The sequence below is a fragment of the Brasilonema angustatum genome (assembly GCF_059505445.1).
The window spans coordinates 1-11,559 of sequence record NZ_JCACKO010000101.1 but is presented as its reverse complement, the minus strand read 5'-3'; the positions used below and the strand labels follow the sequence as shown (position 1 = coordinate 11,559).

General features: G+C 42.0%; 12 protein-coding genes. 9 read left to right on the top strand and 3 right to left on the bottom strand.

Annotated elements, in window-relative coordinates; genetic code table 11:
• Nucleotides 1–154 precede the first annotated feature (154 nt).
• Complete coding sequence (locus AC5JM2_RS16850; protein ID WP_495836011.1) at nucleotides 155–1,045, bottom strand: alpha/beta fold hydrolase; 891 nt, start codon at nucleotides 1,043–1,045, stop codon at nucleotides 155–157.
• Nucleotides 1,046–1,284: 239 nt separating this feature from the next.
• On the bottom strand, nucleotides 1,285–1,650 hold the full coding sequence (locus tag AC5JM2_RS16845; RefSeq protein ID WP_495836010.1) for an acyl-CoA thioesterase: 366 nt from the start codon (nucleotides 1,648–1,650) through the stop codon (nucleotides 1,285–1,287).
• A gap of 248 nt (nucleotides 1,651–1,898) precedes the next feature.
• On the opposite strand from AC5JM2_RS16845, the gene AC5JM2_RS16840 reads away from it, so the two are divergent.
• Nucleotides 1,899–2,495 carry a TetR/AcrR family transcriptional regulator gene (locus AC5JM2_RS16840; protein ID WP_495836009.1) on the top strand — a complete coding sequence of 199 codons (597 nt, stop codon included), beginning with the start codon at nucleotides 1,899–1,901 and terminating at the stop codon, nucleotides 2,493–2,495.
• A gap of 12 nt (nucleotides 2,496–2,507) precedes the next feature.
• On the opposite strand, the gene AC5JM2_RS16835 is transcribed toward AC5JM2_RS16840, so the two are convergent.
• Entirely contained in the window at nucleotides 2,508–3,557 is a 1,050-nt protein-coding gene (locus AC5JM2_RS16835; protein WP_495836008.1) for a mechanosensitive ion channel family protein, read from the bottom strand.
• Nucleotides 3,558–3,773: 216 nt separating this feature from the next.
• Between AC5JM2_RS16835 and AC5JM2_RS16830 the strand changes: the two genes are divergently transcribed.
• From AC5JM2_RS16830 to AC5JM2_RS16795, 8 genes are all read left to right on the top strand, one after another.
• A complete protein-coding gene (locus AC5JM2_RS16830; RefSeq protein ID WP_495836007.1) occupies nucleotides 3,774–4,691 on the top strand; it encodes a histone deacetylase family protein in 918 nt (305 codons plus the stop codon).
• 913 nt (nucleotides 4,692–5,604) lie between these two features.
• Nucleotides 5,605–6,099, top strand: a complete 495-nt coding sequence (locus AC5JM2_RS16825; RefSeq protein ID WP_495836006.1) for a DUF2231 domain-containing protein — start codon at nucleotides 5,605–5,607, stop codon at nucleotides 6,097–6,099.
• Complete coding sequence (locus AC5JM2_RS16820; protein ID WP_495836005.1) at nucleotides 6,096–6,701, top strand: DUF2231 domain-containing protein; 606 nt, start codon at nucleotides 6,096–6,098, stop codon at nucleotides 6,699–6,701. Before AC5JM2_RS16825 ends, AC5JM2_RS16820 begins: the two co-directional genes overlap by 4 nt.
• Nucleotides 6,702–6,847: 146 nt before the next feature.
• Nucleotides 6,848–7,768 (top strand): cytochrome c oxidase subunit II, encoded by a 921-nt coding sequence (locus AC5JM2_RS16815; protein ID WP_495836004.1) that lies wholly within the window; start codon nucleotides 6,848–6,850, stop codon nucleotides 7,766–7,768.
• On the top strand, nucleotides 7,758–9,404 hold the full coding sequence (locus AC5JM2_RS16810; protein ID WP_495836003.1) for a cytochrome c oxidase subunit I: 1,647 nt from the start codon (nucleotides 7,758–7,760) through the stop codon (nucleotides 9,402–9,404). The genes AC5JM2_RS16815 and AC5JM2_RS16810 overlap by 11 nt, the downstream gene beginning before the upstream one ends.
• 213 nt (nucleotides 9,405–9,617) lie before the next feature.
• The gene (locus AC5JM2_RS16805) at nucleotides 9,618–10,283 is read left to right on the top strand and encodes a cytochrome c oxidase subunit 3 (protein ID WP_495836012.1); all 666 of its coding nucleotides are present in this window, start codon (nucleotides 9,618–9,620) and stop codon (nucleotides 10,281–10,283) included.
• 39 nt (nucleotides 10,284–10,322) lie between these two features.
• Nucleotides 10,323–10,529, top strand: coding sequence for a hypothetical protein (locus AC5JM2_RS16800; protein ID WP_495836002.1), 207 nt, complete (start codon nucleotides 10,323–10,325; stop codon nucleotides 10,527–10,529).
• Between the two features lie 163 nt (nucleotides 10,530–10,692).
• Nucleotides 10,693–11,559 (top strand): VOC family protein (locus AC5JM2_RS16795; RefSeq protein ID WP_495836001.1); only part of this gene is annotated, 867 nt, incomplete at its 3' end.

Genomic DNA, 11,559 nt, shown 5'->3' with positions numbered 1-11,559 from the left:
AGTTTTCTATCCATGATTCTTTTATTCAGAATACCCGGAAAGTGACAGAAGAGGGTTATTTACTACTTGCTTACTCCGGAAAGTGACAGAAGAGGGATATATAGGCGTAGTCATCAAGAAACCCGGTTTTATAAAACCAAGTTTCTCTTTTAATCTACAAAGATGATAACCAGTCCGAAATCTGCTGATTTACAACATCTGGCACTTCATCATGAGGACAATGACCAGCACCTGGAATTGGCACAATTTGAATATTTTTGCCATTCTCTCGCGCTTTTTCGTAAATTTTTGCCCCAGTAATTGGTGTCCAGGGGTCATCTGCACCCCATATCACCAGCAATGGGCGGGCGACTTTGGGCAAAAGTTCTATTGGAGATGAACCTGGAGGTGCTGTGAGGATAGAAGTGAAAACTTGTTGCGCTCCTGGATCACAAGAAGGAGCATAAAGTAAGTCTACCAATTCATCGGTGACAGCTTCCCGGTTACGGTAAACTTGGTATAGGGTACGGCGAATTTGAGCTTTTTGACGGATGCGGTTGAAGACAAGTGCTCCTGTTATGCGCGATCGCACTAATTTGTTAAAAGCTCCCATCACAATCCGTAGCGGTGGGTTCAACTCGTGCGATCGATGGCTCAACCCACCTGCACAGTTAATCAAAACACCACCTGCAGCTATTTCCGGATGTTCTGCCACCACCGTTAAACTCAAAAGTGCGCCGATGGAGTTACCGATAAATACAGCAGGTTCAGTAATGTGTGCTGTCCAAAAATCCTTGAGCAGTTCCACCCACAGTTCCACTGTATAATTTAACGGAGCTTTATCAGAACCTCCAAACCCCAAAAGGTCAAGAGCAAAAACTCGGTAGCCAGCCGCAGCTAAAACTGGGATATTTTTCCGCCAATGTCCAATCGAAGCACCAAAGCCATGAACCAGTACCAAGGGGCGTCCAGTACCCATGACAGTGTACTGAATTTTGTGACCCTGCCAAGTCCAAAAGAGTTTTTCAAAGCTGGTTGTTGATTGCTGCTGCGTTGTTCCAGTCATTATTAAGATTCTTAACGTTTTTCCTCATATATTCATTTTCTCTGATTTTAAAGGATTAGGCACAACGTGCTAATATCATGTCCGGATAAATACAAGTCAATTGGGTAAGGGGAAAGCGTGCCCTCTGGGCATACGCAGCGGAGCGTGTAGTGAAGCAATTGTCTATGGAAAATGAAGCAAGAAGAAACGAAATTGCACCTACTAAACCAAACAATATCCAACAAACAATAATCATCGTTTTACGGTACATCAACCAGTGAATTAGGGGGTTGAGCATCTAGCTTTGAATGCACATAAGGTGCGAACAAAGAACGTTCCTCGGGGCGTAACCGCCTTGGACGCATTGTTTGTGTGTCCACAAACAATCCTTTTTGCCATCCCTCTGCTGCCAGTGTTCCTTGTTCTTTATAAAACTGGAACTGCATAATAGCAGATGCGTTTTTCAGTTCTGAGATCCACATTTCCACCCGCACGCGATCGCCTAAATAAAGTGGCGATTTATAGGTAATGTTGGTTTGAACCAGAACCGGAGCAAACCCTTGCTGAAAAATTTCCTGCGTTGGCATCCCAACGGCTTCCAACAGTTTTGTCCGTCCAATTTCCATCCACTGAATACAGTGTTGTTCACGTGTCCAATGAAATCAATGTGGAAAGAATACACCTCTAACTCAAAGGAAATCTTTTGCATCCTCAATCCTAAGTCACTGCTCAGTGACAATGTATCATTGTCACCAATTGATGACAAGCAGATGAGAACGATTCATGGTTCGGGATAAAGAACAAACAAAGGTACGAATTCTGGCAGCCGTTGGTAAATTCTTGGCAGAATCGGGCTTTAAGCAACTGGGGGTGAATGCGATCTGCCGAACGCGAGTGCGTGCGCTTTGCGCGTGAGGCAAGCGAAGCTATCGCCCGTGAAGCCGGGGTCGATAAAGTCTTGATTTATCGATATTTTGAGAACCTCCCCTCCCTACTGGAAACCTTTGCCAAGGAGGGGAGCTACTGGACGAGTGTTGAAGAATTAGTTGGGGATGAAACAGCCGTCGATGCAGAATCGCTGGCTGACTGGATAGTTTTGTTATTGACGCGTTTTCTACATGACTTACAAAAACGACCTATTACGCAAGAAATTATGCGCTGGGAGTTGCTAGAAGGTAATGAATTAACGCATGAATTGGCAACAGTGCGCGATCGCGTGGCGATTGAAAGCCTGGAATTTCTCAAGCAAAAGTGTTCCTTCCCGCCAGATAAAGATATTCCTGCTATCAGTGCGGTGTTGATTGCTGGAATTGTTTATCTAGTTCTGCGAACCAAAGTTAGCAATACATTCTTAGGAATTGATTTTAGTTCACCAACCGGATGGCAGCGGATTGAAGGGGCGATAGCTTCGCTGCTGCGCGGAGCGCAGATCGCATCTTTGATTCAGCCAATGGTTGAAACTGAGGAATAAAGCAGCTTCTTTTCATTCCAAAGTCATTGCTCCATTTTGACTTCCATTACCTTGTACATGAACATTTCTGACTGGGAACGGAATTGTAATTCCTTCTTTTTGATAGCGTTTGTGTAATTTTTTAACAAATAAATGTCTAGCCAAGCGCTGGTCAAAAAATTCATTGACCCGCATATAAAGCGTAAAGTTTATACTATAATCTGCAAATTCGTTAAATCTTATATAAGGTTCATTTGCTGTTAATTCTGGAGCGATTTCTTCCATGACTTCTTTAGCAACCTTTACAGTCACCCTTTCAACTTGCTCAAGGTCACTATCGTAGCTCACTCCCACGTTCATCGTTAATGTAATTTCCTTAACTGGGAGATGATAGTTGGTGAAAATAGCAGAAGCTAGCTTAGAATTTGGTACTATGATGACGTTATTAGAAAGCTCTTTTATGGTCGTATTTCGCCAAGTTATATCTGTGACGTATCCCTCATGACCACCACCATCTAATTTAACGTAATCTCCTGTCCTGACTTGCTTAGAGACAATTAAATAAAAACCGGAAAACAAATTTGCTAGTGTATCTTGAAGTGCTAAACCAACTGCTATACCACCAATACCTAACGTTGTTAATATTGGTGTAATTTGAACTCCTAGTGTTTGCAATACAATTAATGTTCCTAAAACTATAACGGCAGTTTTAGCAACATTAGAAAGTAGTGAGGCTGAAAAGCCATCTGTTCTCCGAAAAAATAAATTGACAAATCCAGCAGTGAGTCTGGCAAAAACAACAGTAACTGTGTATAGAAATGAACCAGTAATAAATTTTTTTAATAATTCAGCAACTTCTGGCTGCTCAAAACGACCATAACTAACAGTTGCAGCATACAACCCAGCAAGTAGGCACCAGAAGAAGGGCATACGGTTTAGGGAACGAAATATAATTCCACTTCCCGGAATTCGTCTACTAGTAACAAATTTGTTGAGTCTTGTGAAAATAATTTTTTCGCATATGATTCCACCAAGCAAGCCAGCCAAGATAAATACAAGTGGCAAAATCCAATGTTGTATCATGACAATTTTTAATTTTAGATTTTGGATTTGAGATTAAGATTGCTCAATTGTTTCCTTGTCCAGTGTAAATAAAACTGGTGGAACTCTACGTAGCTTAAACTATATTAGCAGACAGAAAAATATCACCTATTTCTTAGCTTCGCGTAGAAACAACAAAATCAACGCGATAATATTCTTGGTGTTTTGGCTGTGAGAAATTTTTACAACAATTACTTCATGGACTTGCCGATAGTCTACCACCCTGACTATGTTGCCCCACTACCTGAAGGTCATCGCTTCCCGATGCCAAAATTTCGGCAACTCTACGAATTATTATTAGCAGATGGCGTGGCGCAAAAAGGACAATTTCATCTGCCTTCACGCCCGCCACACGAGTTAATAGAGTTAGTTCACACCTCAGAATATATTCAAGCTTATTGTGAAGGTACTCTTGATGCTAAAGCACAACGACGTATTGGGTTACCTTGGAGTTCCTCACTGGTTAATCGTACATGTGTCGCCGTTGGTGGAACAATTCTCACGGCACAATTAGCGCTAAAGTACGGTTTGGCTTGTAATACTGCTGGTGGCACTCATCACGCTTTTCCCAGTTATGGATCTGGTTTTTGTATTTTCAATGATTTAGCAGTTGCAGCTCGTGTATTGCAAAAACTCGGCCTGATTCAGAAAATCTTGATTGTAGACTTAGACGTGCATCAAGGAGATGGTACCGCTTTTATTTTTCAAGGCGATGATAGTGTTTTCACCTTCTCAATGCACTGCGAAGTTAATTTTCCTGGTACTAAGCAAAAAAGTGATTTGGATGTTTCCCTACCTGTGGGGATGGAAGATGATGCTTACCTGCAAACATTAGCTCAATACTTACCAGATTTGTTGTCTCAAGTCAAGCCAGATTTGGTGTTGTACGATGCTGGTGTTGACCCTCATATCGGGGACAAGCTAGGAAAATTAGCCTTAACTGATACTGGTTTATACCGCCGAGAAATGCAAGTTTTGAGCACTTGTATTGCAGCAGGCTATAGAGTTGCTTGCGTGATTGGTGGTGGATATGCTGATGATCTCAAATCACTTGTGTATCGTCACTCCTTAGTGCATCGGGCTGCGAGTGAGGTTTTTCGGCAATATAGACTTTAACACTCTGTGCCACTTACGGGTTTGCCCTTTGGGTTCTACAAAAACTCCCAAAGCTAATTTTCTCCAATTTCGTTTATTTAAGTACATGACACATTGAACCGAAATTCAGCATCTGGTCAGGCTGAATCTATGGTTTTTCAACTTCTTTAATCTGCAAAACTTCAGCAGAACCATAGCGATCAATAATTGCTGCTTTCATAACAGTGTTGTACCGTGAATGTAACATCTGTACACGGCTTTGAGAATGAAAACGATACTCTCACCCATATATAGGAATCCGGTTTCTTTTGGTGAGACCAGTGCTGCACAGAGAAGTGCCTTGCGCGGGTTCCCCGCGTTGTGGCAACTTCGGAGAGGGTTTCCCGACAGAGGCATCTGGCGTATGCGCAAAGCGCACGCCCAGAGGTCTAAAGCGCAGCGAGACCGGAGATCTTCCCCGATAGCCGTAAGGCGTGGCGTTAGCCATAGAGTGAATTGACTCATGGAGGTAGGGAACGCTTAATGCTTAACGCTTAACAGAAAGTGTACCTAGCTTCGTCAAAAATCAAATATGAGTCCTATAGTTGACGAGTTGTCATCTAATAAGGGATTAAGAAATACATAAAAATATTTACAAAAATTAATCAGATTGAGAAATAGAATTGAGAAAAATAAATATTTTTTTGAGAAGAATCATCCTTAAGATAGTGTTTGGAATATATGTTTTAGAAAATACTTGCTGTGAGTCTTATATTTGATCGGAGTAGTTGTTAAGGTAAAAATCCACCAAGTAATCAAGGCTAAATATTATTTTTAGCTATTTTAGCAAGTAAAGTGCGCTCTGCGCGGAGCTATCGCGCAGCGACTTCGTAGGAGTATCGCGCTCATAGCTGACACACGTAGTTTGCAGTTCTGCATAGCCAAGGAATAAGCAATGGCCTCGCTGCCTCTCAATAACCAGAATCTACCGTACCCCGATCCCCTACACCCGATCATCGTTCACTTTGTGATTGCGATGGTATTTTTTTCTTTATTCTGCGATGTCGTGGGTTACTTCACCCGCAACCATCGTTTATTTGAAGTAAGTTTCTGGAATATGTTTGTTGCTTCAGCAGCTATATTTGTAGCGGTTATCTTTGGTCAATTTGAAGCGGGTTTAGCAAACATTTACGCAGCAGTCCAGCCAACACTTAATTTTCATACAATCATGGGTTGGTCGCTAGCAGCAATTGTTGTAGCTATAACAGCTTGGCGTTTTATCATTCGCAAGCGCAACCCTTTAAAAATACCTCCAGTTTACCTTGGTGCAGCAACGTTTTTAGTTTGTCTGGTGTTCTTACAAACTTATCTAGGAAGTAAATTAGTTTGGGTATATGGATTGCATAATCAGCCTGTGGTAGAAGCGGCGAAAAAGGGAATTTTGCAATGAACTCGCAATTACTCGACTCTTTGGGGCTAAAGTTTAATGCTAATGGACTACCTTATGAAATTCCTATACATCCGCAGTTAGTGCATCTGACACTGGGTTTGTTTATCATCGCCGTTCTTTTTGACATAGCAGGGACATTTTATCTTATAGAAAAACCAATATTCAAATTTCTAGCGCTTCCTACCATCCGTGCAGGTTTATTTGATGTTGGCTGGTATAACTTACTTGCGGCGGCAACCGTCACTTTTTTTACAGTTGCGGCTGGTTTTTTCGAGATTTTCTTGGCAAATCCAGCAGCAAATGAAAAAAGTGCTTGGGGTTTGAGTGCCTCTTTGACAATGCTTTTGCATGGTGTGGGTGGTGTTTTGCTTTTGGGGAGCATCGTGGCAATGGTCGTATGGAGGGGCTTACAGCGCTACCGTTGGCGCAAAGATTCACCCAGACAAGTACAGTGGAGTTACTTGTTAGTAGGCATTGTGATATTAGGTATTTTATACATTCACGGAACTTTGGGGGCGCAATTGGGAGAAGAATTTGGAATTCATGTTACTGCTGCCAAGTTGGTTCAAGAAGGCAGAAATCCTAATTTGCTACTCAAATAATTAAACCACGTAAGATAGACCTCTCCTTCCTGCCCTAGGAGGGGAGGAGCAAGAAAATAATCGAATTTTAAAGCCTCTCACCTTGTAGGAGAGAGCTTTCCCAGATAGATCAAATTTAAGGTTAAACGAGAAGCACTCTAACTTTTATGTTTAGATTTCTGGAATATTTACTAATAGCTGGTTCTATTGCAGTGCTGCTTGTTATCAGTCATTGGATTGGACAGCAGGCTTTTTCTTGGATGCCTTTCCAGGCTACAGCAGAAGCGCAACGGGTGGATGATTTATTTAGCTTTTTAGTTTCAATTGGAGCTTTTATCTTTCTTGGACTTGTTGGGATAATGGTGTATTCGGTAATTTTTTTTCGGGCATCTCCAGCTGATTATAGTGAGGGACACCCTTCTAGAGGTGATGTCAAGCTAGAAATTTTGTGGACAGCTACTCCAACTCTATTGGTAATGTGGATTGCTTTCCAAAGCTTCAATATTTATCAACAATTAGATATTTTGGGTTTAAAGCAAATTGTACATTTTCATACACCCTTAGAATCTGAGCCAGCTTACGCTGCACCAGTCAGCGAGAATCCCAAGGGGGCTTCTCAAACTATTGATGTTTTTGCGAAACAGTGGGATTGGTCTTTCCGCTATCCAAATAATGTTATTAGTAATGAATTGCACCTGCCTGTAAATCGCAGTACCCGCTTGAATATGAACGCACAGGAGGTTATCCACGGTTTTTACGTTCCTGAGTTTCGCTTAAAGCAGGACATTGTACCCAAGCGCGACATTGATGTTGTAGTAACGCCTATTCGCGCAGGCAAATATAAACTGAAAGATTCTCAATTCAGCGGTACTTACTTTGCTTTGATGGAGGCTGATGTATATGTTGAATCACTTGAAAAATATAACCAGTGGCTGGCTCAAACGGCTAGTAAAGCAACGACCGTAGAAAATCAGGCAGTTGCTGAACATATCCAACCATCAAAAACGTTATTTAAGAGCGGTTGGTACACCGTCGCACCAGCTCAATCGACAATTGCGAATGAAAAAAAGGTAAATAATGACACATAACACCGGCAGCATGACTGAAGATAGACCGGAAAATAACTGGCGGCAATATTTCAGCTTCAGCACCGACCATAAGGTTATCGGCATTCAATACATGGTGACGACCTTCATATTCTTTTTGATTGGCGGGCTGTTGGCGATGATTATCCGTGCGGAACTGCTCACCCCAGAATCGAATGTGGTTGACCGTCCCCTCTACAACGGCTTGTTTACCATGCATGGGACGATCATGATTTTTTTGTGGATTATCCCGTTTAATGCAGGTATATCTAACTACCTAGTGCCGTTGATGATTGGAGCGCGGGACATGGCGTTTCCCCTGCTCAACGCCATCTCTTTTTGGATTATTCCCCCAGCGAGTATTTTACTACTTTCTAGCTTTTTACTGCCCAATGGTACGGCGCAAGCTGGCTGGTGGTCTTATCCGCCAGTTAGTTTACAAGTTGCACCCGGTCAAATTATTAACGGTGAATTTATTTGGATTGTGAGTTTAGTGCTGATCGGTATTTCTTCAATTATGGGAGCCGTCAACTTTATCACTACCATCTTTTGGATGCGATCGCCTGGGATGACTTTTTTCCGAATGCCTATTTTTGTCTGGTCAGTTTTCAGCGCTCAGTTGTTGCAACTGGTTAATTTACCGGCTCTAACAGGTGCATTGATACTGCTGTTGTTTGACCTTTCATTTGGGACGCAATTCTTCAAACCCTTGCTTCAAGGCGATCCCGTAATATATCAGCATTTATTCTGGTTTTATTCTCATCCGGCAGTATACATCATGGCACTGCCAGCTTTCGGTATTATTGCTGAGGTTCTGCCCGCCTTTTCCCGCAATCCTTTGTTTGGTTATCGGTCATTAGCGATCGCATCTTTAGGCATCGCTGTGGTTAGCATCTTCGTTTGGGTGCATCATATGTTCACTAGTGCTACCCCCGGCTGGATGCGAATAACTTTTATGTTGACTTCGATGTTAGTTGCTATACCTACTGGTGTAAAAGCATTTGGCTGGACTGCCACTATCTGGAAAAGCAAGCTGCATCTAGAAACACCAATGTTATTTGCAATGGGAGGTGCAGCTATGTTTATTTTCGGCGGTGTGACTGGTGTCATGCTTGCAGCTGTACCGTTTGATATTCATGTTAATAATACTTACTTTGTGGTGGGTCATTTCCACTACATTGTCTTCAATACCATAACGATGGCAATCTTCGCAGCGATTTACTTCTGGTTTCCCAAAATAACTGGAAGGATGTACGCTGAAGGTTGGGGTAAGTTGCATTTTTGGTTTACTTTTATCGGTGCTAACATTACCTTTTTTTCCATGCACCCGTTAGGTTTGCAAGGAATGCTGCGGCGAGTTTCTTCCTACGATCCACGCTATCAAGGATGGAATGTGATTGCTAGCCTGGGATCGTTTTTGTTGGGAGTAGCCACGCTGCCTTTTATTGCTAACATTGTGGGTTCCTGGCTGTACGGACCGAGGGCTAGTGATAATCCTTGGCACGCTACTGGTTTAGAGTGGACAACCTCCTCACCACCACCGCGAGATAACTTTGCAGAAATTCCGGTTGTGAGCAGACCTCCTTACGATTACGGCGATCCCGAATACTCGGTAGTGGAACCTGTTGAGCATAGTTAGACAGGTTGAAATATCTTGAACAAAGGCACAAGTCAGATCATGTCTTGTAAATTATCCTTACATTCCTGTAAAACTTCACCCTCAATCCCTCTCCGGAATTCACTCTTTGGGAAGCCGGATTGAGGGTGAGGTTATTTTATGGACAATTTCACAAACTCGGTATCACAAAGCAGAAAATCTTTTTCCCACTCCCCCACTTCCCCACTCCCCATCATGGAACGTCGCACCATTCATATTGATGAAAGTCCGATCCGTTTTGATCAGTGGCTGCGACACTTACCAGATTGGCTGAAGCGTTTTCTACCAACTGGTGGTGGACAAGCTCACGATCATCATGGTAAAGGAATGTTCGGTTTTACCGTGTTCCTACTATCAGAAAGCATCATTTTTTTAAGTTTTATCTTTACATACGTTGCTCTGAGATTGACAACTCGCAACTGGCTACCACCCGGTATTTCTGGTCCGGAATTGTCTAAGGCTGTGATTATTAGCACAGTGGTATTACTTTCTAGTAGTTTTGTCATCCAACCAGCAGAAAATGCTCTCAAGCGTCGCAAGCTAAATCAATTTCGCTTGCTGTGGTTGCTCACAATTGCAATGGGAACTTACTTTTTAATTGGTGTCTTAATTGAATGGAGCAAGCTTGACTTTAAGTTAACTACGGGGTTAGTTGGTTCAACTTTTTACTTACTAACAGGTTTCCACGCTTTGCATGTTTTTAGTGGTGTTGTTCTACAGATAATTATGGTTATTCGTTCTTTGATTCCCAATAATTATGAACATACTCATTTCGGGGTGAGTGCAACTACTTTGTTTTGGCATTTTGTTGATATAATTTGGGTTTTGTTATTTTCACTGCTTTATCTTTGGAAAGCGTAAACATATCTAAAAATTAAAGATATTTCCATGAGGCTTTTCATGGATTTATTATTGCAAGAAATACCAGCATCAGAGCTTTCCCCAAAAACAACCCAAGAAACTCCACCACCAGGGAAAGATCCATTAATTGCAGAAGGTTTACAAAAAGAGCAGTACGTTAACATTATTGGAGTGGCGATCTGCCCAAGGCAGCAGCGAAGCTATCGCTCTCGTTGTTGCCGTGGAATTTCTGAATCGCACAGTTGAATATGCAATTTTGTTTGCTATTTTTGTGGCGGAAATAGTTGGTGTTGGAGTTGTAGGTGCTTTAGTTGCCAGAAACTTAATCAAAATGTTGGGTTCGGAGGATAAAAATCAGAAAAATTGATGTATTTTGTAATAGAAAATTCTTAATTTTCTGTTGATGGATATGGTGAGAAATAATAACATACATGTACAAAGAATTCGCGCCATTGGATTAACGGTGACAGATAGCGATCGATCTTTGAATTTCTACACCCAAGCACTCGGTTTTAAAGTGGTTTCAGATATCACAGTTGCCGGACAAAATTACAGCGAACTTGAAGATGTTGAAACCGCAACAATTCGCATTATTACCTTAAAATTAGGTGATGAACTCATCGAATTGATGGAGTATCTCAACGTTGAGGGAAAATTGATCCCCAGCGATTCCCAAAGCAATGATTTGTGGTTTCAACATTTTGCGATCACAGTCAGCAATATGGATCGTGCTTATGCTCATCTGCGTTCATTTCCCATTAAACCTATTTCAGTGGAACCGCAGACAATACCACCTGATAATGAAGCATCTGCGGGTGTCCGCGCTTTTAAGTTTAAAGATCCTGACGGTCACAATTTAGAGTTAATTTGGTTTCCTGCTGACAAAGGACAAGATAAATGGCATCAGGACACAGAGAATTTATTTTTGGGAATCGATCATAGTGCGATCACCATTTCCAAGACCGACCAAAGTCTCAAGTTCTACCGCGATACTCTGGGAATGCAAATTGATGGCGGTAGTCTCAATCAGGGTGAAACCCAAGCCCACCTTGATGGTTTACCACAAGCCGAAGTCCGAGTTACACCACTGCGACCAATTCAAGGCGGTTTAGGAATTGAAATGTTGGATTATATTGTGCCTGGAAATGGTCGCCCAATGCCGAGCGATTGGAAAAGTAGCGATACTGCACATATCCAGCTTGAGCTTGTTGTTAATGATATTAGACCTCTTGCAAAAGTCAGAGAAAATAAAGTAGGAGAGTTTTTACAGGCGATT

Coding starts and splice junctions, on each gene's coding strand:
- AC5JM2_RS16850 (WP_495836011.1), bottom strand. CDS start 1,045: ATGACTGGAACAACGCAGCAGCAATCAACAACCAGCTTTGAAAAACTC.
- AC5JM2_RS16845 (WP_495836010.1), bottom strand. CDS start 1,650: ATGGAAATTGGACGGACAAAACTGTTGGAAGCCGTTGGGATGCCAACG.
- AC5JM2_RS16840 (WP_495836009.1), top strand. CDS start 1,899: ATGCGATCTGCCGAACGCGAGTGCGTGCGCTTTGCGCGTGAGGCAAGC.
- AC5JM2_RS16835 (WP_495836008.1), bottom strand. CDS start 3,557: ATGATACAACATTGGATTTTGCCACTTGTATTTATCTTGGCTGGCTTG.
- AC5JM2_RS16830 (WP_495836007.1), top strand. CDS start 3,774: ATGGACTTGCCGATAGTCTACCACCCTGACTATGTTGCCCCACTACCT.
- AC5JM2_RS16825 (WP_495836006.1), top strand. CDS start 5,605: ATGGCCTCGCTGCCTCTCAATAACCAGAATCTACCGTACCCCGATCCC.
- AC5JM2_RS16820 (WP_495836005.1), top strand. CDS start 6,096: ATGAACTCGCAATTACTCGACTCTTTGGGGCTAAAGTTTAATGCTAAT.
- AC5JM2_RS16815 (WP_495836004.1), top strand. CDS start 6,848: ATGTTTAGATTTCTGGAATATTTACTAATAGCTGGTTCTATTGCAGTG.
- AC5JM2_RS16810 (WP_495836003.1), top strand. CDS start 7,758: ATGACACATAACACCGGCAGCATGACTGAAGATAGACCGGAAAATAAC.
- AC5JM2_RS16805 (WP_495836012.1), top strand. CDS start 9,618: ATGGAACGTCGCACCATTCATATTGATGAAAGTCCGATCCGTTTTGAT.
- AC5JM2_RS16800 (WP_495836002.1), top strand. CDS start 10,323: ATGGATTTATTATTGCAAGAAATACCAGCATCAGAGCTTTCCCCAAAA.